Annotated in this window: 22 protein-coding genes; 21 read left to right on the top strand and 1 reads right to left on the bottom strand. The window is 48.4% G+C overall.

Annotated features, from left to right (window positions below):
- Positions 1 to 152: 152 nt before the first annotated feature.
- The 9 genes from rplU (at position 153) to rsfS (ending at position 7,944) form a co-directional block, all read left to right on the top strand.
- Entirely contained in the window at positions 153 to 503 is a 351-nt protein-coding gene (gene rplU / locus RWJ96_RS00485; RefSeq protein ID WP_035427428.1) for a 50S ribosomal protein L21, read from the top strand.
- Positions 504 to 541: 38 nt separating this feature from the next.
- Positions 542 to 796, top strand: a complete 255-nt coding sequence (gene rpmA, locus RWJ96_RS00480; protein ID WP_012808765.1) for a 50S ribosomal protein L27 — start codon at positions 542 to 544, stop codon at positions 794 to 796.
- A gap of 394 nt (positions 797 to 1,190) precedes the next feature.
- Positions 1,191 to 1,784: a hypothetical protein gene (locus tag RWJ96_RS00475; protein WP_314018315.1), complete on the top strand. Its 594-nt coding sequence runs from the start codon at positions 1,191 to 1,193 to the stop codon at positions 1,782 to 1,784.
- 35 nt (positions 1,785 to 1,819) lie between these two features.
- The gene (locus RWJ96_RS00470) at positions 1,820 to 3,745 is read left to right on the top strand and encodes an energy-coupling factor transporter ATPase (RefSeq protein WP_314018314.1); all 1,926 of its coding nucleotides are present in this window, start codon (positions 1,820 to 1,822) and stop codon (positions 3,743 to 3,745) included.
- The gene (locus tag RWJ96_RS00465) at positions 3,738 to 4,487 is read left to right on the top strand and encodes an energy-coupling factor transporter transmembrane component T (RefSeq protein WP_314018313.1); all 750 of its coding nucleotides are present in this window, start codon (positions 3,738 to 3,740) and stop codon (positions 4,485 to 4,487) included. Before RWJ96_RS00470 ends, RWJ96_RS00465 begins: the two co-directional genes overlap by 8 nt.
- A 69-nt stretch (positions 4,488 to 4,556) precedes the next feature.
- Entirely contained in the window at positions 4,557 to 6,005 is a 1,449-nt protein-coding gene (gene obgE / locus RWJ96_RS00460; protein WP_314018312.1) for a GTPase ObgE, read from the top strand.
- A 3-nt stretch (positions 6,006 to 6,008) separates the two neighbouring features.
- Complete coding sequence (gene nadD, locus RWJ96_RS00455) at positions 6,009 to 6,695, top strand: nicotinate-nucleotide adenylyltransferase (protein ID WP_314018311.1); 687 nt, start codon at positions 6,009 to 6,011, stop codon at positions 6,693 to 6,695.
- A 104-nt stretch (positions 6,696 to 6,799) separates the two neighbouring features.
- Positions 6,800 to 7,438 carry a bis(5'-nucleosyl)-tetraphosphatase (symmetrical) YqeK gene (yqeK, locus tag RWJ96_RS00450; protein WP_314018310.1) on the top strand — a complete coding sequence of 213 codons (639 nt, stop codon included), beginning with the start codon at positions 6,800 to 6,802 and terminating at the stop codon, positions 7,436 to 7,438.
- A gap of 29 nt (positions 7,439 to 7,467) precedes the next feature.
- Entirely contained in the window at positions 7,468 to 7,944 is a 477-nt protein-coding gene (gene rsfS, locus RWJ96_RS00445; RefSeq protein ID WP_035436123.1) for a ribosome silencing factor, read from the top strand.
- A 10-nt stretch (positions 7,945 to 7,954) separates the two neighbouring features.
- Here rsfS and dinB read toward each other — a convergent pair whose 3' ends face one another.
- Entirely contained in the window at positions 7,955 to 9,289 is a 1,335-nt protein-coding gene (gene dinB, locus RWJ96_RS00440) for a DNA polymerase IV (RefSeq protein WP_314018309.1), read from the bottom strand.
- A 187-nt stretch (positions 9,290 to 9,476) separates the two neighbouring features.
- Between dinB and rpsP the strand changes: the two genes are divergently transcribed.
- The 12 genes from rpsP (at position 9,477) to RWJ96_RS00380 (ending at position 20,986) form a co-directional block, all read left to right on the top strand.
- Entirely contained in the window at positions 9,477 to 9,845 is a 369-nt protein-coding gene (rpsP, locus tag RWJ96_RS00435; protein ID WP_035427446.1) for a 30S ribosomal protein S16, read from the top strand.
- 60 nt (positions 9,846 to 9,905) lie between these two features.
- On the top strand, positions 9,906 to 10,151 hold the full coding sequence (locus RWJ96_RS00430) for a KH domain-containing protein (protein ID WP_081433531.1): 246 nt from the start codon (positions 9,906 to 9,908) through the stop codon (positions 10,149 to 10,151).
- A 2-nt stretch (positions 10,152 to 10,153) separates the two neighbouring features.
- Positions 10,154 to 10,675, top strand: coding sequence for a 16S rRNA-processing protein (locus tag RWJ96_RS00425; RefSeq protein ID WP_313995226.1), 522 nt, complete (start codon positions 10,154 to 10,156; stop codon positions 10,673 to 10,675).
- Between the two features lies 1 nt (position 10,676).
- A complete protein-coding gene (gene trmD, locus RWJ96_RS00420; RefSeq protein ID WP_314018308.1) occupies positions 10,677 to 11,426 on the top strand; it encodes a tRNA (guanosine(37)-N1)-methyltransferase TrmD in 750 nt (249 codons plus the stop codon).
- On the top strand, positions 11,419 to 11,973 hold the full coding sequence (lepB, locus tag RWJ96_RS00415) for a signal peptidase I (RefSeq protein ID WP_314007556.1): 555 nt from the start codon (positions 11,419 to 11,421) through the stop codon (positions 11,971 to 11,973). Before trmD ends, lepB begins: the two co-directional genes overlap by 8 nt.
- Positions 11,974 to 12,006: 33 nt before the next feature.
- Complete coding sequence (locus tag RWJ96_RS00410) at positions 12,007 to 12,921, top strand: glycine--tRNA ligase subunit alpha (protein ID WP_313995218.1); 915 nt, start codon at positions 12,007 to 12,009, stop codon at positions 12,919 to 12,921.
- Positions 12,922 to 15,009, top strand: a complete 2,088-nt coding sequence (gene glyS, locus RWJ96_RS00405) for a glycine--tRNA ligase subunit beta (protein ID WP_314018307.1) — start codon at positions 12,922 to 12,924, stop codon at positions 15,007 to 15,009.
- 61 nt (positions 15,010 to 15,070) lie between these two features.
- Entirely contained in the window at positions 15,071 to 15,466 is a 396-nt protein-coding gene (locus RWJ96_RS00400) for a kinase/pyrophosphorylase (protein WP_314007562.1), read from the top strand.
- 281 nt (positions 15,467 to 15,747) lie between these two features.
- Positions 15,748 to 18,510, top strand: a complete 2,763-nt coding sequence (gene ppdK, locus RWJ96_RS00395) for a pyruvate, phosphate dikinase (RefSeq protein WP_035436141.1) — start codon at positions 15,748 to 15,750, stop codon at positions 18,508 to 18,510.
- 114 nt (positions 18,511 to 18,624) lie between these two features.
- Entirely contained in the window at positions 18,625 to 19,683 is a 1,059-nt protein-coding gene (locus tag RWJ96_RS00390) for a deoxyguanosinetriphosphate triphosphohydrolase (protein WP_314018306.1), read from the top strand.
- Between the two features lie 113 nt (positions 19,684 to 19,796).
- A complete protein-coding gene (rplS, locus tag RWJ96_RS00385; protein WP_314018305.1) occupies positions 19,797 to 20,138 on the top strand; it encodes a 50S ribosomal protein L19 in 342 nt (113 codons plus the stop codon).
- 74 nt (positions 20,139 to 20,212) lie between these two features.
- Entirely contained in the window at positions 20,213 to 20,986 is a 774-nt protein-coding gene (locus RWJ96_RS00380) for a ribonuclease HII (protein ID WP_314018304.1), read from the top strand.
- The last annotated feature ends 184 nt before the right edge of the window (positions 20,987 to 21,170 follow it).

Raw genomic sequence — 21,170 nt, 5'->3', positions numbered from 1 at the left:
ATTTCGAGTTGTGTTTCTCGCCGAGGGACATGGGACACCGACAGTTTCCCGCGGATGCCACAGGTCACGGCGGCGAAGATCTTTGCTCGGATCTTCAGAAATACAAAGATAGTATTAATCGTTGCAAGAATCAGCAATGAAGGGTTACACACATGTACGCAATCGTAGCAACTGGTGGCAAGCAGTATAAGGTTGCCAAGGGCGACGTAATCAGCGTCGAGAAGCTTGATGCGCAGCCTGGCGATAAGGTAAAGCTTGATGTTCTTATGCTTAACGACGGCAAGAAGGTTGTTGCTGACGCTGCCACTCTTTCCTCTAAGAAGGTTACCTGTGAGGTTCTTGAGCAGTACAAGGACAAGAAGGTCCTCGTCTTCAAGTTCCACAAGCGTAAGCGCTATCACCGCGCCAACGGTCACCGTCAGAACCTTACTAAGCTGAAGGTTACCGCGCTCCCTACCGCTCGTAAGGCTGCTGCTAAGGCATCCGACGAGTCTGCAGAGTAATTGGTCACTTCTGATATTGAGATAGGCAGGTAGCATTTATGGCACACAAGAAAGGTCTCGGCTCTTCCCGCAACGGTCGTGACTCACAAGCACAGCGCCTTGGCGTTAAAATTTACGGTGGTCAGGCAATCAAGGCTGGCCAGATTATCATCCGTCAGCGTGGTACGCACATCACTCCTGGCGTAAACGTTGGTCGCGGCAAGGATGACACTCTCTTTGCACTTTGCGATGGCGTTGTTGAGTTCAAGAAGGGTGCTAAGCACGTCGTTAACGTCGTTGCTGCTGAGGCATAAGTTTTCTTGAACATTCGCAGTTCATTCAAGGGGTCCTTCGGGACCCCTTTTTTTGTTTCTCGCGGTATCTTACGCGTACCGTTCACAGTTTCTAATTTGTTTCTTAATGTATTTCTTGACACAATCTAGCAAAGTAATGGTATTCTTCTTACATTGCAATTTACGCTCTTGGGAGGAGGACATATCATGCGCGCTACATGCACTCAGCAGTGGTGGTGGAACAACTTGTCTTTCTCCGGTCAGCGATGAGTTGCTTCTGCATACGCATTTAGAGGCTCTCGGGTGACCGAGAGCTTTTTTTGTGTGTACGTTTCTTGCTAAATCCGGATGGCGAGAAACCCGTGTTGTTAAAAGTTTTGTTTGTACGTTTTAGTTTTGTGTTAAAGGAGTTTGTATGTCTACAGAAAATCTCAATGAGGTTAACACCGCAGGCACAGAGACAAGATCTGCAGAGCAGGCACCACGTGTTGTTGCTGTTTCAAAAAATGCAGGAGTATTGGACGTTACTTCTCTAGTCCTTGTTGCCGTCCTTATTGCTGCTGGTTTTATTCTTAACCTGACCGTTGGTAAGGCAATTAGTGCTATTGGAATTGGTCCAGAGTTTATTATTTCTTCGTTCTGCCTGGCTATTCTTTTGCTTAAGCCAAACGCTGTCCAGAGTCTGGTTATTGGTCTTATCGCAGCTACCGTTATTCAGCTGACCACCTCTGTCCCTGGTGCTGATTTTGTTGCAGAGGGCGCTGCTTCACTTGTTATGTTTGCTTTCACAAAGTCCGCTCTTGCAGATAAGCCAATAATGCCTGCAATTGGTTCTTTTGTAACCACTCTAATTTCTGGCCTGATCTTTGCTGCTATCGCTATTCCAGCCAAGGGTGCAACAATTGAGCTTTTCTACGTAATGCTTCCTGTCATCGTGGGAACCGCATTTTTTAATGCTATTGTTGTTCAGGTTCTTGCGGCTCCTCTTAAGAAGGTTTTGGGTCGATAAGTTCTTAGATACGCACTTATTTCCTGGAGAACACTGTGTCTATTATTGAAGTTCAATCTGTGTCATATAGCTATCCTGATAGCTCAGTGCATGCTCTGAATGAGCTGTCACTGAGCGTTCAGGAGGGTGACTTTGTAGGTATTGTTGGTCCTTCTGGCGCAGGCAAGTCCACGCTTGCTCTTGCGCTTTCCGGCGCTATTCCTCATCACTTCAGAGGAAGTTTCTTTGGAAAGATTCTTGTTGCTGGAATGGATACCTGCACAGTTGCGCTGACTGATATCTCTAAAATTGTGGGTTCTGTAACCCAGGATATCAACGCGCAGATGGTTGCTTCAATTGTTGAGGATGAACTTCTCTTTGGCCTTGAGAACTTTGCAGTTCCTCATGCAGAGATTCCAGAGCGCATTACCTATGCGCTAGAAACAGTTGGCATTGCCAACCTTCGCTTTAGAGCGATTGCTTCTCTTTCTGGTGGACAGAAGCAAAAGGTTGCTATAGCAGCACTTTTGGCGCTTCAGCCACAAGTTATGGTGCTTGATGAGCCAACAGCAGCCTTAGATCCAACGTCGTCCGAGTTAATCTTCCAGACGCTTTCAGAGCTCAACAAAACCAAAGGTATTACGGTTGTGGTAATTGAGCAAAAAGTTGGCCTTCTCGCCAAGTATTGCTCAAAGATTGCTGTTATGGACAAGGGAACCATCTGCGCTTTTGGCAGCGGAGAGGAAGTGTTTTCACAGGTAGATTTGCTGCAAGAGGTTGGTGTTGACGTCCCTCGTTGCGTGCGTGTCTCAAAGGGTGTCCATGAGTTCTCTCATCAGTCTGAGTATGCTCATCTACTCAGCGAGGCTAATCAGGCTGTCTGCGATGAAACTGCACTCTCGGTTCAGTCAGCTGCCAAGCAGCTTGCGTGTTGTGTTGGGGCGTTGCAGCATCGTAGTATTTCTCTTACAGAGAGTGCTGAATTACCAGCTACTGATGCAGTTGAATTAGCAGGGGAGACGTATCTTCCAAAAATAGATGGTCCTGTGGTTGCTGAATCGAGCGGACCATTTGACAGGATTGGTGTTCTTCAAGACGCAGAGCAGCCAAGCGTTCAATCTGTTCTTGACGTTATCGACGCCACTTTTAAATATCAGGGGAGTACTGATGGTGTTGAGCGCGTCTCCCTCAGTTTGCATCCTGGCGAGCTTGTGGCACTTGTCGGTCAAAACGGCGCAGGTAAAACAACTTTAACTAAGCTGGTAAATGGCCTGTTGCGTCCTCGATCGGGAGACATTCATATTAAGGGTTCTTCATGCAAGGATTGGAAGACGTCGCAGATTGCTCAGCACGTCTCTACGCTGTTCCAAAATCCCGATTATCAGATCTGTAAAGAGAGCGTTCTTGAGGAGATTGCGTTTGGTCTTGAGCTCAAGGCTGTGTCTGCAGAGGATGCGCGCAAGAAGGCGCTTGAAGTAATTGAGCGCATGGGGCTTGATGCAGATGCGTCGCCGTTTATGCTTTCTCGCGGTCAGCGTCAGATGGTAGCACTTGCTTCTGTGGTTGCCTGCGAGCCAGATATTCTTGTGCTTGACGAGCCCACATCTGGTCTGGATTACAAAGAGTGTATGCAGGTCATGAATATGGTCAAATCACTGTGCGAGAAGGGCTGTGCAGTTCTTATGGTCTGTCATGACATGGAGGTTGTGCTGGACTTTGCCACAAGAATTGTCGTTATGGCTCATGGTAGCGTGTTAGATGATGGGGAAGTTACACAGATCTTCTCGACAGATGAGGTTTTGAAGGAAGCATACGTTGAAGCCCCTCAGATGATTCAACTGTCAAAGCTTGCTGGAGCGCATGTGGATTCATCATTTACTGGGCTTAGCAGTGCTTCAGAGGTGCTTGGGGCATTGCAGCATCAGTTTGAGATTGCTCGTATTGCAGCAACGCTTAATGGTAAGGAGGCTCCTCGTGGGTAGTGTTATTGATTACACCGAAGGAACAAGCTTCCTTCATAAGGCAAATCCTGTGGCCAAGCTTGTGTTTGCGCTTGAGCTCTTTGTGGCCGCCTTTGCCGCCCAAGGAACGCTTGAGGTGCTTGCAGTGCTCGCGCTCACTATTTGCGTGGGAGTTGTCTCACAGAATGCTCAGAAGACTTTTAAGCTGGTATTTGGCTTTGCTGTCTTAGGTCTTATCTTGTGTGTTGTACAGACGCTTGTTGCCCCTGCTGGTCAAACGCTCTTTTTATTCATCACGGTAGGTGGTTTGGAGCGCGGCTTTAACGTTGCCCTAAAAACAATTGCGCTGGCACTGCCGCTGCTTTCTATGCTCTCGCTTATGCGCGTAGAAGACCTCATGAATGCGCTGGTAGAAGTCGCGCATGTTCCTTATCCTTATGCGTTTACCATTGCAACTGTTTTGCGCTTTGTGCCTGTCTTTGCTTCCGAGATGAACCATATTATGGAGGCTCAGATGGCTCGTGGCGTTGAGTTTGATACCAAAAATCCAATTAAGAAGCTCCAGCTCACCATGCCTTTGATTGTTCCTTTGCTGGTAAGTTCCGTTAAAAAAGCTGATGCTTCGGCACTTGCGGCTGAGCAGCGAGGTTTCTATTTAAGGAACGCTTCATCTGCATTTAAACGCTATCCTTTGGCTCCATCAGACTTTGCTTTGATGATTTTTGGTGTTGCAGTAATTGTTGTTATCCTCGTGTTCTCATAAGAACTTCTCGCGTTTTCACTGTGCTTCGCTGGTAAATGCCGTAACATTAAGGTATTAGAAGGAGGACACGTGGAAACTTTCACTGATCTTTGTCATATCAACGTTAAAGGTGGAGACGGCGGCGCAGGCTGCATGTCTTTCCGCCGAGAAGCATATGTTCCAAAAGGCGGTCCTGACGGTGGAGACGGTGGTCACGGCGGCAATGTTGTCATTGTTGCAGATGCGCAGCTTTCGTCCCTGATTGATTACCGCTACAAGCATCACTTTAAGGCTGAGCGCGGCACTCACGGTAAGGGTGCTCGTCGTCATGGCTCTGACGGACAGGATTTGCTGCTCAAGGTGCCTCTGGGAACCGTTGTGCGCGAGCTTGATCCAGAAACGCAAGAGCCACTCTACGAGATTGCCGATCTTACTACTCCAGGCGAGCAGGTAGTTGTTGCTCCTGGTGGTAATGGCGGCCGCGGTAACATTCACTTTGTTACCTCAGTAAGGCGCGCGCCTGCGTTTGCCGAGAAGGGCGAGCCAGCCCAAGAGCACTGGATTGAGCTTGAGATGAAGCTCATGGCAGACGTGGCCTTAGTAGGCATGCCTTCTGTTGGTAAGAGCTCTCTTATCGCACGCATCAGTGCAGCTCGTCCAAAGATTGCTGACTATCCTTTTACCACCCTTGTTCCAAACTTGGGCGTTGTTCGTGCACAGAACGGTCAGTCGTTTGTCTGCGCGGACGTCCCTGGTCTTATCGAGGGTGCCTCTGAGGGTAAGGGTCTTGGTCATCAGTTCCTTCGCCATATTGAGCGCACAGCGCTTATTGTCCATATGGTAGATGTTACCGGTGGCTATGAAGGTAGAGATCCTGTAGAGGACTACCACGCTATTAACGAGGAGCTTAAAGCGTACGCTTCAAAGCTGGCTGACCGCCCTCAGATTGTAGTAGCAAATAAATGCGATATGCCTGGTACAGAAGATGCTATTGAGGCTCTCAGAAAGGCTGCAGAAGCTGATGGTAGGACTTTCTTTGCCATCTCTACCGTAACAGGTTTAAATCTTGATGATTTTGTTACTACCTGTGCTGCAGAAGTGGCAGAGCTCCGCAAAGAAATTGCCATTACTACGCCAACGGTTGACCGCAGTGAGGCTTGGGAGCATCAGCGACTTCGTCGTGATAACAAGCTTCGCATTGAGCGAGAAGAGCGTCATGCGTGGCGTGTCTCCGGCGGTCAGATTGAGCGTATGGTTATTCAGACCGATTGGGACAATGATGAGGCTGTGGCATATCTACAGCGTCGTCTTGATCGTATGGGTCTTGAAGTACAGCTGGCAAAGGCTGGTGCAGTTGACGGCGATGAGATTCGCATTCTTGAGCTCACCTTTACCTATGAGGATCCAAATAAACCAAATACAGATGGTATAGAGATTCCTGATGAGGACGTCTCAGATCAGCAATTTGAAGATGTTGAGTTTGAAGAGGCTCCATCTGATGCGTCTCATGTAGCTGAGACTTCTTCAGAAACTGAGTAGAGTATGGCAGCGGACGTCTTAAATAACATGCACCCTGGCCTGCCTCGTTTGGGACAGGATAAAAACCGCACCTATCGTCTGGGAATCATGGGTGGAACCTTTGACCCCATACATAACGGTCACTTGGTAGCCGCTGAGCAGGCATATGATGACCTTGATCTTGATGTGGTTGTCTTTATGCCTGCTGGACGCCCTGCGTTCAAACAAAATAAGGGAGTTACCAGGGGAGAAGACCGTTACTCAATGACGCTTCTGGCAACCTCAGATAATCCTCATTTTGTTGCTTCTCGTTTTGAGGTGGATTATGAGGGCATCACCTACACCGCTGATACGCTCAGAAGATTGCGTAAGGTATATCCCTCTAACGTTGAATTTTTCTTTATTACTGGTGCAGATGCAATTGCTGATATTGTCACCTGGAAAGATGCACAGACCGTAGCTGAGCTTGCTCACTTTGTTGCTGCAACGCGTCCTGGTTATGAGCTGAGTCGTGCTCAAAAGGTTATTGCAGACTCACCTTATGACTTCAAGGTAACCTATCTTGAGGTTCCCGCACTAGCAATCTCATCAAGCTACTTGCGTAGTAGAGTTCAAAATGGTCAGAGCCTCAGATATCTAACTCCCGATTCTGTAACAGGTTACATTCACAAGCATGGGCTTTATGGCGCCGACACAACACCACTCAATTAAGTGGTCAAGCCAAAGCGACCCGCTGCTCAGAGTGACATACGTTCGTATCGGGGCAGTGTCAAACAGGTGGAGATCAGGTTTGACTCAACAATTTGTAGGACATAATGGAAAGAACACTTATAGCAAAAGATATTGTCTACACCGCAGAACAACAGGCGCTTATTGATCAGCTTGAGTCTGATTTGAAGAGTCATATGTATCACAAGAACCCTAAGCGTTTTGCGCATTCTATCTCTGTGGGACATTGTGCAGAAACGCTTGCGCAGGCTTATGGTGCAGATATGTTGAGCGCTCGCGTTGCAGGTATTTTGCATGATTGGGAGAAACTTCTTCCTGATGCAGAAACTATTGAACTGGCAGAGCGCTTTCGTATCCAGACAGAAGCTCCTTATCAAAAAATCGTAGGGCTCTTACATGGTCCTCTCGCCGCAAAAACGCTACCAGCCATCTATCCTTGGCTTTCTGAGCAGATTCTCAGCGCCATTCAGAAGCACACTGCGGGTGACCGTCAGATGAGCAAGCTAGACAAAATCTTGTATGTAGCTGATTTTATTGAGCCTCTGCGTCCAAACTTTACATCGGTCGAAGAAGCAAGAAACGTATATTTACGTGGCGGTTCTCTCGATGAGCTTTATGAGACGGCGTTTTGTAGCGTTATGATGTATGTGATTTCATCAAGGAGTTATTTGTATCCAAACTCAATTGCCCTATACAATGAGATGATTGAGAAGACATCTAAGTAGCCTGGCTACATGAGAAAACGGAGAAATTCATGGCTGTAACTTCACTTGAGCTTGCAAAGACTGCTGCAATTGCAGCAGATCAAAAGAAAGCTGAAGATATTCTGGTACTAGATCTAACTGGTCTCAGTGATGTTTGCGATTACTTTGTTATCTGCACTGGTGGAAATGCTCGTTTGGCTGACGCTATTGTTGATGAAGTTCGCGAGAAGGTCACGGCAAACTGCGGCATTCGTCCAATTTCTACTGAGGGTCGCGACGGTCTCAATTGGATTCTTATTGATTACGGTTCAGTTGTTGTTCACGTATTCCAGCCTGAGGTAAGGTCCTACTATCGTCTTGAGCGACTTTGGGCGGACGCTCCTCGTGTAGAGCTAGATATTGAGGGCGCTATGACTTCTGAGATTCCTTATGCCGATCTTCCAGAGGATGCTTTGGCTCCAGCCTTTGAGCTTTCCGAGGATGACCTGGTAGACAATCTTCCAGAATCTGCTGATCCTACTGAGTAGGTTGAGCGTCCTAGATCTGCTCGTTTTTGCCTGTAGGCATGGTGTCTGAAACGCGATGCTCAAAGCGTAGGTCTCTACCATACTGCACAGCATCTGCGCCAAATTTATCTTTGAGTTTATCGGTTACCTCGGAGAGATGACGTAAGTCACTCCGAGGTTTCTTTTTTGTTGCGGGTCCAGAGGCTGCCACATCAAACGTGTCTTCAAATTGATCAAAAAGAGACGTTTGAACAGGCTTACTCTGTGTCTCATCTGTAAATGAACTAATGCCAACACCAAGAAGTCTTACTGGTTGGCCTTCTTTCCAAATGGTTGAAAGAAGGCCAACGGCAATCTCTGCAAAGAGATGCTCATCATCAGTTGGAGTAGACATTCTTTTTTGAGCGGTATGGGACTCTGTTGCAGAGGCTTTTACCTTAAGCGTTACGGTATAACCTTGTAACTGTTTTCTGCGAAGACGTCTGCCTACAACACCAGAGATGTGTCTGATGGCTTCTTCAATTTCTTGTTTCTCAAACAAATCTGTTTCAAAGGTTCTCTCGTTAGAAACAGACTTAACGTCACGAGGCTGGGCAGCTTCATGAACTTCTGAAACTTCTTTTCCTTGCGCGCGCAAAATCATCTTTGAAGCTGTATTGCCAACAAGGGAAGTTAGGTACGATGCATCTGCTCTTGAGAGCTCTCCAAGCGTTTTGATTCCCTGTTGATGAAGTGTCTTTGCCATCGCAGGACCAATGCCGCTCATTGCTTCAATGGGCAGTGGCGCCAGAAAGCGACCTTCTGTACCAGGAAAGACTGCAGTAAGACCACGAGGTTTTTCTTGTTCAGAAGCAATCTTGGCAATCGTTTTATTTGTTCCTAGACCAATGGAACAGGTAACGCCTAGCGCAGCAACTTTCTTTTGTATGCGCTTACAGATCTCCAAAGGATTTTCTTTAGAGAATCTGCCCGGAGTGATGTCAAAAAATGCCTCATCAATAGAAACCTGCTCAACAAGGGGAGTCTCATCTTTAAGAAAACCCATTACAAGAGCACTCATTTCTGAGTATCTGTCATAACGTCCTGAAGTCCAAATTGCTTGCGGACAGAGCCTTACTGCAGTAGCTGAAGGCATGGCAGAATGAACGCCAAACTTCCTTGCTTCATATGAGGCGGTTGAAACAACGCCCCGTTTGTGAGGAGAACCTCCTACAATTACTGGTTTTCCACGCCACTCAGGATGATCAAGTTGTTCTACAGACGCAAAGAACGCATCAAGGTCAAGAAGCCCAATAGCTTTACCATGCCACTCAAAATCACACGATTTACGTGCGTTTTTATCTGATATGTCCTTTGATGTTTCCATAGAAATAGTATATACTTTTTGTACAAATAGAACAAGTGTTTCATAAATAAATTACGAGTACTTTTTGAAGAGAGCAAATTTATACTTTTCGAGGTTAATGCGTTGTTGTACACTTGTAACCCGATTTGTGGCTTTGCGGTGCAGCCCATCTAACATCCGAGGCACCGCTCGTATGGAGGAGTTTTCATTGGCAGTTAAGATTCGTCTGGCCCGTCACGGTGCCAAGAAGCGTCCGTACTATCGCGTAGTTGTCGCTGATGGTCGTATGCCTCGCGATGGTCGTTACATTGAAGAAGTCGGTCGTTATAACCCACTGACTAGCCCTAAGACGATTGATATCAACCTCGAGAAGGTTGACGAGTGGGTAGCAAAGGGCGCTCAGCCAACAAGCGCAGTTTCTCACCTCATTGAGATCGCTCGTACTGGTGCTCCAGTTGCAGAGAAGAAGACCAAGCTCTCCAAGAAGGCACAGGCAAAGGCTGCTGCAGCTGCAGAGGCTGCTGCTGAGGCTGCTGCCGCAGCTGCTGAGGAGTCCGAGGCTCCAGAGGCTGAGTAAATCGTGTCTGAATTCACAGAGCCCACTGAGGTAGACGCTGTCGATCAAGACATTCAGGAGATGCCTTCTGACAAGGTTGCTGATCTTGTCGAGTACATCGTCTGTGGTCTTGTCGATAATGAAGATGCTGTTGCACTCGACGTCACCGATCGCGAGGATGGAGCCTTGATTGAGGTTTCTTGCTCTGAGGAAGACGCTGGACGTGTCATCGGCCGCAAGGGTAGAACCATTAAGGCTATTCGTACTTTGGCTCGTGCTCTTGGCCAGCGTGTTGGCACCTCTGTTGATGTCGAGGTTGTAGGCTAATTTTGCGTAAACACTGGCGAGCAATTGCTCAAATTGTTAAAACGCATGGTAAAAGAGGGGAGGTTGTGACGGTTCCCGTTCACAGCCTTCCTTCTCTTATAGCTGAAGGCATGACAGTTGTTCCTGTTCCGCCTGCGCTTAAAGGACCAAGGAAGTTCTCAGTTATCTCTGTTGAGTCAGATGATAGAGAAGGTAGTCTTGTTACTTTTGAAGATGTAACTACCATCTCTGATGCAGAAGAGCTTGTGGGTAAAACGCTTCTGGTAGAAGAAGATTGTCTTCCAGAAAACTTTGGTCTGGTAAATGTTTCTCTACTTGTGGGTAGAGAAGTACGTGATACAGAACATGGTTCTCTGGGTGAAATTACAGAGGTTCTTGTTGGACCTACACAAAATGTGTGGGTCATTGAGGGGCCTTTTGGACAGGTGCTGATGCCTGCCGTGGATGAATTTATCAAAGAGGCCCCAGCCGAGGGCTCCATTACCGTCTCAATTCCTCAGGGCCTTCTTAGGTTAGGTGAGTAGCATGCGTCTAGAAACGCTCTCAGTATTTCCTGAGGTTTTCTCGCCCTATTTAAATGCTTCTATTATGGGCAGAGCTCAAAAGGCAAATATTTTTGAGTTCTATGCACATGACTTGCGTGACTGGACGCATGATAGGCATCGTACGGTAGATGATGCTCCTTTTGGTGGTGGACAAGGCATGCTTATGAAGCCAGCTCCCATCTTTGAGGCAGTTCGTGAGATTACTGATCAAGCGGAACCTAAGCCCCACGTGGTGTTTTTCTCGCCAGTTGGTAGGCCGTATTCTCAAGCTATCGCCCAAGAGTTTGCTCAAAAGGAGCGCATTCTGTTTGTTTGTGGTCGCTATGAGGGCATGGACGAGCGCGTCTACGAGCTGGCAGATGACGTTATTTCTATGGGAGATTACGTGCTGACGGGTGGAGAGCTTCCTGCGCTTACCGTGATTGACTCGGTTGTTCGCTTACTTCCTGGTGCGCTTGGCGATGAGATGAGCTCACAGGATGAGTCATTCTCCGACGATGGCCTTCTTGAGTATGCTCAGTACACGCGTCCAGCAAACTTTGAGGGGCGAGAAGTTCCGTCTGTGCTTCTTTCAGGAGACCACGGAGCGGTAGCAGTCTGGAGACGACAATCTGCACTTACTCGCACTCGTGCGTGGCGCCCAGACCTCTTAGAGAGCGCTCAGCTCACTGAGAAGGACAGAGCGTATTTAGCAGAACTTGATCAGCAATCTGGTGATGACGATGAGTAGTGGACATTCCAAAGTACTTGAAATTTTTGAATACCTGGTAATTGTTGCAGTTGCTGTTGCGCTGGCGTTTTTTATTAGAACGTTTGTCGCTGAGGTATATGAGGTTCCAACAGGGTCCATGCTCAATACCATCCAGCTGGGGGATCGTTTGGTAGGAGAGAAACTTACCTATCGATTTGGCGGTACTCCGCAAGCAGGTGATGTGGTTACCTTCACCAGTCCTCAGAATCCCGATACGCTTTTAGTTAAGCGCGTCATTGCTACAGCAGGTCAAACGGTAGATTTGCGCGACGGTGCTGTGTATGTTGACGGTCAGCTTATGGACGAGCCTTACACTGAAGGCAAGCCAACCTATTCTCTTGCGGATCGCAACGGTGCCGTAATTCAGAATTATCCGTATACTGTTCCTGCAGGTCATATTTTTGTTATGGGGGACAACAGAACAAACTCGCTGGATTCCAGATATTTTGGAGCTGTTGCGGTTTCTACCGTGACCTCTAAGGCAATGTTTATTTTCTGGCCCTTTGACCATGCTCGCGGGCTATAGTACTTACGTCGGACATTTGAGAGAAAGAACATCATGGGCGCAACACCACTTACGTTTCAAGATATGATTTTGACCCTTGAACACTATTGGGCAGAAAAAGGCTGCACGGTCATGCAGCCATATGACTCTGAGGTAGGTGCCGGTACCTTCCACACTGCAACTATCCTGCGCTCACTTGGCCCCGATGCCTGGCGTACCTGCTATCCACAGCCTTGTCGTCGTCCTGCTGATGGACGCTATGGCGAGAATCCCAACCGCTTGCAGCATTACTATCAGTTCCAGGTCTTGCTCAAGCCATCTCCTGCAGACTCTCAAGATCTCTATCTTGGTTCACTTGCCGCTATTGGCCTTGATCCAAAAGATCACGACGTTCGCTTTGTTGAGGACGACTGGGAGAGCCCAACGCTTGGTGCTTGGGGTCTTGGCTGGGAGGTCTGGCTCAACGGTATGGAGGTTACTCAGTTCACGTACTTCCAGCAGGTAGGCGGTATTGAGGTAGACCCAGTTCCTGTTGAGATTACCTATGGTCTTGAGCGTATTGCTATGTATGCTCAGGGTGTAGATTCCGTCTATGACCTGGTATGGAGTTACCTGCCAGATGGCACGCCAATGACGTACGGCCAGGTATTTTTGGAGAACGAGCGTGAGTTCTCAACTTATAACTTTGAGGTAGCCAACATTGAGCTTATGCGCGAGAAGTTCGATGAGTATGAGGCGGAGTGCCACAGCTGCCTTGAGCGCAAGCTTCCACTACCTGCGTATGACTGCGTTATGAAGTGCAGCCATGCATTCAACCTACTTGACTCTCGTGGTGCTCTTTCTGCTGTTGAGAGAGCTAACTATATTCTTCGCGTTCGCACCGTTGCTAAGGCATGCTGCGAATCGTATTTGGAGGAGGTTGCTTCTAAGAAAGCACCTGCAGCAACTACTCAGGAGGAGGTGGCTTAAATGGCTGAGGTTAGAGACTTCCTTTTTGAGATTGGTTCTGAAGAGATGCCTTCTGCTCCATTGCAGAAAGCTATTGCTCAGTTCAATAAGCTTGTAGTTTCCGGACTTAAAGACTCTGGTTTGTCATTTGGAGAGGTTAAGATCCTCTCGACACCTCGTCGTTTAACTGCCTATGTAAAGGACGTTGCTGAGGCTACAGAAGAGATTTCCGAGGTCAAGCGTGGCCCTAAGGCAGAGATTGCTTTTGATGCAGAGGGCAACCCAACTAAGGCTGCTGAGGGATTTGCTCGTAAGTGCGGCGTGAGCGCTGATGCATTGACTCGTCGTGTGGATACCGATGGTCACGAGTACGTCTTTGCAGAGCTCAATATTCCTTCAGTTCCTGCCGCAAAGATTCTCTCTGAGCTGGCAACTTCTTGGATTTCTGCACTTGATTGGCCTCGTAGTCAGCGCTGGGGTTCTTTCCATGAGCGCTATGTTCGTCCTGTTCGCTGGCTGTGCGCCCTTTTTGGTTCAGAGATTGTTCCTGTTACGTACGCTGATGTAACTAGCTCAAACACCACCCAGGGCCACCGCGTTCTTGGGCCTGGCTACCATGAGGTTGCAACTCCTGCAAACTATGAGCAGGTACTTAAAGATGCTGGTGTTCTGCTTCAGGAGCAGAGAAAAGACGTTATTCTCGCCGGCATTAAAGAGGTAGAGGCTGCTCGTCCGGGCTCTCACGTTGATATGCCAGAGAAGGTCTTTGAGGAGGTCATTAACCTAACTGAGTGGCCTCAGGTTCTTGTGGGTACCTTTGACGAAGAATTCCTTAACGTTCCTTCAGAGATTATTACTGAGTCCATGCTTTCCAACCAGCGCTATTTCCCAATCTATGACGCTGAGGGTAAGCTGACTCGCGAGTTTATTGTGGTTTCTAACGCAGATCCATCTTGTGCCGAACGCGTCATTGACGGCAACGAGCGCGTTGTTCGTGCTCGCCTCGACGACGCTAAGTTTTTCTTTGAGGAGGACTTGAAGCACACGCTTGATGAGTTTGCTCAGCGCCTTGAGACCGTTGTCTTCCAGGAGAAGCTCGGAACCGTTCTGCAGAAGACCCAGCGTATGGAGGCTCTTGCTGCAGAGATTGCGCTCGACGAGACTTCCAGCACGGAAGAGGCAGAGCTTGCTGCTCGCGCCGCTCATCTTGCTAAGGCAGACCTTGTCAGCCAGGCAGTTGTCGAGTTCACTAGCCAGCAGGGCGTCATGGGTGGTTACTACGCAGAGGCTGCTGGCGAGAAGAGCGATGTAGCTGCAGCTATTCGCGAGCACTATCGTCCTCGCTTTGCCGGCGACGAGCTCCCAAGTGGCCAGATTGGTCGCTTTGTAGCTATTGCTGACAAGCTTGATACCATCTGCGGCATCTTTGCTATCAACGAGCCACCAACTGGCTCTTCCGATCCTTACGCTGTTCGTCGTGCAGCAATTGGTGTCATTGCGCTGGTCCGTTCTACCTCCAACCTTGACCTCAAGAAGCTCATTGCAAGCTCTCTGGAGCTCTACCGTCAGCAAGGTCTTGCTGTTGACGAGTCCGTTCAGTCTCAGGTTGAGCAGTACTTTATTGGCCGCCTTGCATCTATTGCTAAGGACGAGAAGATCTCTGCAGATGCTATTGAGGCTGTCAGTGCAATTGGCGTTATCAATCCTGATGAGTTCCTTCAGCGTGCTCGCGCACTTGATGAGGCGCGTCAGAACGAGCCTGAGCTCTTTGAGGATCTTGCTACTGCTTATGCACGTGCAGCTCACCTCAGTGATGCTTCTCTTGGCGTAGAAGTTGATACAGAGCTTCTCACTGAGCCAGAGATGTCATTGCTCGCTGCTTGCGAAGAGGGCCAGAAGCAAGTGGCTGCTGCTCTTGCTGGTGCAGATTATGCTGCTGCTGTTTCTGCACTGTCTCAGCTGCGTGAGCCAATTGATATTTTCTTCGACAAAGTACTTGTCATGGATGAAAATGATACCGTTCGCCGAAATCGTTTGCGTCTTTTGAACAAGTTTGCCCAGGTATTTAGTAATGTCGCCGATATTAGTGTGCTTTCTCGCAAAAAGTAGAGTACGCTTAGATTGATAAATGTTTGTATCTTTCTGAATACTTGACTGAAAGGGTTACAGCATGAGCGCACTTGACATTGATAACAACTCTCTTGGTGATGGTCTGCCTATCGTCTACGTTTTGTCAGACTCTCGTGGAGAGACCGGTGCCGCAGTAGTTAAGGCTGCTGCTGCTCAGTTTGGCGATGAATCCGTAGAGATTGTAAGGGTTCCAAACATTCATAGCGTTGATGATGTTCGTGCATACTTCAACGAGCATGAAGATGAGAATCGCCCTCGTGCAGTCTTCCACACCTTTGCAGATGGCTCTCTCAGAAGAGAGATTCGTCGTGAGCTTGATCAGCGCCTCATCCCATCAATCGATCTTCTGGGACCAGCGGTAAACGTTATTTCTACGCTTACTGGCGAAGAGCCAAGCCACGCAATTGGCGCCTTCTTTGAGGGAGTTACTCGCTAAGAGAGTGCTGACGCCTCAAAATATCAAAAAGTTAAATGAGCATCCATTTTGGGTGCTCATTTTCTTTATGGAGAATTTCACAATTTGCAACCATAAGTTTACAAATAATTCTGTGAACGGTCGATATTGACCGCTCACCGTTATTTTGTTCAGATGAATCGCGTAGGTTGGTAACATACTATGAATGTGAGGACAGAACCTACTTTGTTTGGTTTGATGTCTTTACGTTCAATCGTGTTGGTGCACGCTTTGCGTGTGACAGTTTGAGAGTTTGGAGTGTTATGTCCGAGAAGCACGTTTACAGCTTCGGAAAGGACCACGCCGGTAACGATGTTACTGAGGTCGCTGGCGCATCCGTAGAAGAGGCAAAGTGGATTGTTGGTGGCAAGGGCGCAAACCTTGCAGAGATGTCTAAGATTGGCCTGCCTGTACCTCCAGGATTCTCAATTACTTGCCAAACTTGCGTTGCTTATTCCAACAACGGCAACGTCTGGCCTGAGGGCGTCACTGATGAGATTGACGCAGCTATGGCTACCCTTGAGGAGCGCATGGGCAAGAAGCTCGGCGATGCAGAAGATCCACTGCTTGTCTCCGTCCGTTCTGGTGCACCATTCTCCATGCCTGGCATGATGGACACTGTTCTTAACCTTGGTCTTAACGATGAGTCCGTTCAGGGCCTCATTAAGCAGACTGGTAACGAGCGCTTTGCTTGGGACTCTTACCGTCGTTTTGTTCAGATGTTCTCTGGCGTTGTTATGGGCGTCTCTGGACAGCTCTTTGAGGATGCAATTGCTGCTAAGAAGGCCGAGAAGGGCGTTAAGCTTGATACAGAGCTGGACGCAAATGACCTTCGTGACCTTGTAACTTGGTTCAAGGGAATCTTTGCTGCAAACGTTGACGTTAAGGAGCACCCAGAGGTCTCCAAGAACGGCTACGCTGTCTTCCCATCTGATCCTTACCTCCAGCTCCGCCTTGCTGAGCAGGCAGTCTTTGGTTCTTGGATGAACGACCGCGCAATCCTTTACCGCAAGCAGAACAAGATTCCTGATGAGCTTGGTACTGCAGTTAACGTTCAGGTCATGGTCTTTGGTAACAAGGGTGAGACTTCTGCAACTGGCGTTGCATTTACTCGTAACCCTGCAGATGGTACTAACGAGCGCTACGGCGACTTCCTGATCAACGCTCAGGGCGAGGACGTTGTTGCTGGTATTCGTAACACTGAGCCTATTGCAGACCTCGTTAAGGTTCCTGCACTCAAGGAGGCAGGCGAGGAGCTCTTCCACGTCTTTGAGATTCTTGAGGATCACTACGCAGACATGATGGACATCGAGTTCACCATTGAGAATGGTAAGCTCTGGATGCTCCAGACTCGTGTTGGTAAGCGTACTGCTCTCTCTGCACTTAAGGTTGCAATTCAGATGTACGAAGAGGGTCGTATTACTAAGGAGCAGGCTGTTTCTCGCGTTGCTCCTGAGCAGCTCGATCAGCTTCTGCACCCACAGTTTGATCCTAACGCTGAGTATGAGACCATTGCTAAGGGTCTTAACGCTTCTCCTGGTGCAGCTGTTGGTGCTGCAGTCTTCTCTTCTGCAGACGCCGAGGCTTTTGCAGAGGCAGGCAAGCCTTGTATTCTTGTCCGTTGGGAGACCACTCCAGATGATCTCCACGGCATGGTTGCTGCAGAGGGTATCCTAACTTCTCACGGCGGCAAGACCAGCCACGCAGCTGTTATTGCTCGCGGTATGGGCGCTCCTTGCGTCTGCGGTGTTGATACACTTCGCATTGACGCTGCTAACAAGCGCTTCACCGTTGCTGATTCCGGCCTTGTTGTTAACGAGGGCGATGTTATCTCCATCGACGGTACCACTGGTGACGTCATCCTTGGTGCTGTTGAGCTTGTTCAGCCAGAGCTCTCTGGTGACCTCCAGACCATCCTTGCATGGGCAGATGAGGTCCGCCTTGACGAGTCCCGTGGTCGCGTCATTGGCGTACGTGCAAACGCTGATAACCCAGCAGATGCTCAGACTTCCGTTGATAACGGCGCTGAGGCAATTGGTCTTGACCGTACTGAGCACATGTTCCTTGGTGAGCGTAAGCACCTCATTCAGGACTTCATCCTTGCAGACTCTGAGGACGTTAAGCAGCTTGCTATCGAGCAGCTTGGCCGTGCTCAGAAGGGTGACTTCCTTGGTATGTTCAAGGTAATGGACGGCAAAGACGTTGTTGTCCGTCTTCTTGACCCACCACTGCATGAGTTCCTTGATTCCCCACGTGAGCTTGACGTTGAGATTGCTCGCGATGAGGAGCAGGGTAAGGACACCGCTGCAAAGCGTGCTCTTCTCGCTAAGTTTGATGCCTTCCAGGAGGCAAACCCAATGCTCGGCCTCCGTGGCTGCCGCCTTGGTCTTGTCTATCCAGAGCTCAATGTTATGCAGGTTCGCGCTATTGCAAGCGCAGCTGCAGAGCTCAAGCGCGTTGGTCTTGACCCTCGCCCAGAGATCATGGTTCCTCTGGTTGGCTTCGAAGAGGAGCTCATCCAGGTCCGTGAAGAGGTTGAGCAGACCATCAAGCAGGTTGCTGACGAGTACGGTGTTGAGCTCAACATCCCAGTTGGTACCATGATCGAGCTCCCACGTGCAGCTATCATGTCTGAGGAGATTGCTAAGCACGCAGACTTCTTCTCCTTCGGTACTAACGACCTCACCCAGACTTGCCTTGGCTTCTCTCGTGACGACGTTGAGTCCGCATTCATGCCTCTCTATCTTGAGCGCAAGATTGTTAAGACCAATCCATTTGCAACCCTTGATAAGGGTGTCGCAGAGCTTGTCCGCATGGGCGTTGAGGGTGGCCGTAAGGGTAATCCTAACCTCACCATTGGTGTCTGCGGTGAGACCGGTGGCGATCCAGAGTCCATCCACATGTACTACAACCTTGGTCTTGACTATGTCTCCTGCTCACCATACCGTGTACCAATTGCACGTCTTGCTGCAGCACAGGCTAAGATTCAGGCTAACGGTGGTCCTCAGAAGATTGCTACTAAGTAGGTTTTCTTCTAGACACACTGCAACAAACTCTAGAGGGCGGCTTCGGTCGCCCTCTTTTGCTAGACAGTAATATCCTGCTATTATGTGGTAAATATGCAGGTACAAGGAGGGTCTATGTTATCCATTCAACGAGAAGATCTTGAAGCTCGTGAGCATCAAATCTTATCTCCTGAGGCGGCTTTTTCTGATCAAAGTAAAGGTCGCGCGATAGCAGAAGAACCTGACCAGTACCGCACGTGTTATCAGTGTGATAGAGACCGCATTCTGCATAGCAAGAGTTTTAGAAGACTTGCTCACAAGACACAGGTTTTTCTCGCCCCAGAAGGGGATCACTATAGAACCCGTCTTATCCATACGCTTGAGGTTTCGCAGATTGCACGCTCAATCGCAAGGCCTTTGGGCTTAAACGAAGACCTTACTGAGGCAATTGCGCTTGGACATGACTTAGGTCATACGCCGTTTGGTCATATTGGCGAGAAAGCGCTTTCGCACGCTATTAGTCTGTATAGGGGAATGGATCCTGAAGCCTCAGAAAATGAGCGTATTTTTGCCCATAACCAGCAAAGTGCTCGTATTGTTGAGTATCTGGAGAAAGACGGACAGGGTCTTAATCTTTCTCATGAGGTCATTGATGGTATTAGATGTCACTCAGGCAATCTACGCGCAGAAACAGCAGAAGGAAGAATTGTTGCCATATCGGACCGTATTGCCTATGTAACACACGATATTGATGACGCAAAACGAGCAGGACTTCTCTCGGAGGAGTATCTCCCAACTGAGGCTCGTGAGGTTCTTGGAAATAGCTCACCTGAGCGCATTGAAAACATGGTTCACGATATTGTCTCTGAGAGCTCTCGCGTAGGCGACATTAAAATGACCGACTCTATGTGGGGTGCCATGATGACCATGAGAGCATTCCTGTTTGCTAATCTGTACGCATCAGGAGACGCAAAATATGAAGAACCCAAGGCATATGACCTCATCATCGAGCTGTTTGATTACTTTGTTAACCATTTAGATGAGGTTCCTGCAGAATATAAGTGTCATGATTTTGATCATCCGGAGATCCAAGTAGCAGATTACGTGTCTGGTATGACCGATAGATATGCAACCAGAGTGTTTGAAGATCTTCGCTTGCCTCGTTCCTGGGGTAAAAGGAGATATGTAAAGTAAGTTTTATCCAAACTAACCCTTGTACAGTGGAAAGTATTCACGTATACTTTCCGTCTGTGTGTTAACTATGTGTCGTTCGCAAGGGCGTCGGCACCTCTAGAGATGAGGAAACAATGGACTACATTCGCGCTATTGAGCGTCAGCAGATCCGCGAGGACATTCCTGAGGTCCGCGTTGGTGACAACGTAAAGGTTCACTATCGTATTGTCGAGGGTGACCGTACTCGTGAGCAGGTCTTCCAGGGTGACGTCATTCGTCTTTCCGGCGAGGGTTCTCGTGAGACTTTTACCGTTCGTAAGATCAGTTTCGGCATTGGTGTTGAGCGTACTTTCCCACTTCACTCACCAAAGATTGCTAAACTTGAGGTTCTTCGCCACGGTGTTGTTCACCGCGCTAAGCTCTACTTCCTGCGCGATCGTGTTGGTAAGGCTGCTCGTCTTCGCGAGAAGCGCTAATCAACTTCATATGCTCTTTAAAGCCGCCTTCGGGCGGCTTTTTTAGTACCATAGTCATGTGGTTTGGAGAAAACATGGCTGATTCTGCTAAAGACATAATTGCTCGTTTAAGCGACGCTCCAGAGTCTGAGGTATACGAACTTATAGCTCGTTATAGCGAAGATCCTCGTAAACAAGTTATCAAAGCGTTGGAATCAGCTAAAAAGCGTATTGAAAAAGAACACGTCGAGAAGGCCCGTGTAGAAGAAATGTATCGCTTTCAGAAGGAGCTTTCTGGGGGCGGACTTGTTGTTGGTGTTGATGAGGTGGGCAGAGGTTCTGTAGCTGGTCCTTTAACGGTTTGTGCGGTGTGTTTACCTGAAGACCCGATCATCTATGGACTAAACGACTCTAAAAAATTAACCGCCACAAAGCGAGAGATTCTAGCGGCACAGATTCAAGAAATTGCTACAGCAATTGGCATTGCTCACATTGCGCCTCATAGAATTGATGAAGTTGGTATGGCACAGTGTCTAAGAGACGCTATGCTACAAGCTGTTAAAAACACAGGTATTGAGCCTGACTGCGTCTTGATTGATGGAAATCCCATGCACATCCATCCTAAAGAGAAGACTCTTGTTAAGGGTGACGCACGCATTGCATCTATTGCTGCAGCCTCAATTGTGGCAAAGGTAACACGAGATGCTTTAATGGTGGCCTACGATGAGGAGTACCCCGGCTATCACCTGGCAGAATGCAAAGGATATGCTTCTGCTGAACACATTGAAGCTATTGGTGAGAGGGGACTTTCTCCCATACATAGAGCTTCGTTTTGTGGAAACTTTGTTAAGACGCAAAGACTGTTTTAATACAGCCAATTTGAGCAATCAGATTAACATTCAGATATAAATTCAAGCCCGTTCATTCCAAGAGGATTGAACGGGCTTTTTCTAGAGGCGCAAATTAATTACATCAAATTTTTTAGTTCCGACAGAATCATTACGCTGCTTGGACAGACAGTGGCCAAGTTAGTGTCAAAGTGCTCCTGCAAAC

Source organism: Lancefieldella parvula (genome assembly GCF_963547875.1).
Taxonomy (GTDB): domain Bacteria; phylum Actinomycetota; class Coriobacteriia; order Coriobacteriales; family Atopobiaceae; genus Lancefieldella; species Lancefieldella parvula_D.
Note: the sequence above shows the minus strand (reverse complement) of the source record. Positions and strands in the feature narration are given on the sequence as shown.

Coding starts and splice junctions, on each gene's coding strand:
- rpmA (WP_012808765.1), top strand. CDS start 542: ATGGCACACAAGAAAGGTCTCGGCTCTTCCCGCAACGGTCGTGACTCA.
- dinB (WP_314018309.1), bottom strand. CDS start 9,289: ATGGAAACATCAAAGGACATATCAGATAAAAACGCACGTAAATCGTGT.
- RWJ96_RS00475 (WP_314018315.1), top strand. CDS start 1,191: ATGTCTACAGAAAATCTCAATGAGGTTAACACCGCAGGCACAGAGACA.
- yqeK (WP_314018310.1), top strand. CDS start 6,800: ATGGAAAGAACACTTATAGCAAAAGATATTGTCTACACCGCAGAACAA.
- RWJ96_RS00430 (WP_081433531.1), top strand. CDS start 9,906: ATGCCTTCTGACAAGGTTGCTGATCTTGTCGAGTACATCGTCTGTGGT.
- rsfS (WP_035436123.1), top strand. CDS start 7,468: ATGGCTGTAACTTCACTTGAGCTTGCAAAGACTGCTGCAATTGCAGCA.
- rplS (WP_314018305.1), top strand. CDS start 19,797: ATGGACTACATTCGCGCTATTGAGCGTCAGCAGATCCGCGAGGACATT.
- RWJ96_RS00380 (WP_314018304.1), top strand. CDS start 20,213: ATGGCTGATTCTGCTAAAGACATAATTGCTCGTTTAAGCGACGCTCCA.
- ppdK (WP_035436141.1), top strand. CDS start 15,748: ATGTCCGAGAAGCACGTTTACAGCTTCGGAAAGGACCACGCCGGTAAC.
- RWJ96_RS00400 (WP_314007562.1), top strand. CDS start 15,071: ATGAGCGCACTTGACATTGATAACAACTCTCTTGGTGATGGTCTGCCT.
- lepB (WP_314007556.1), top strand. CDS start 11,419: ATGAGTAGTGGACATTCCAAAGTACTTGAAATTTTTGAATACCTGGTA.
- rplU (WP_035427428.1), top strand. CDS start 153: ATGTACGCAATCGTAGCAACTGGTGGCAAGCAGTATAAGGTTGCCAAG.
- RWJ96_RS00390 (WP_314018306.1), top strand. CDS start 18,625: ATGTTATCCATTCAACGAGAAGATCTTGAAGCTCGTGAGCATCAAATC.
- trmD (WP_314018308.1), top strand. CDS start 10,677: ATGCGTCTAGAAACGCTCTCAGTATTTCCTGAGGTTTTCTCGCCCTAT.
- nadD (WP_314018311.1), top strand. CDS start 6,009: ATGGCAGCGGACGTCTTAAATAACATGCACCCTGGCCTGCCTCGTTTG.
- glyS (WP_314018307.1), top strand. CDS start 12,922: ATGGCTGAGGTTAGAGACTTCCTTTTTGAGATTGGTTCTGAAGAGATG.
- RWJ96_RS00410 (WP_313995218.1), top strand. CDS start 12,007: ATGGGCGCAACACCACTTACGTTTCAAGATATGATTTTGACCCTTGAA.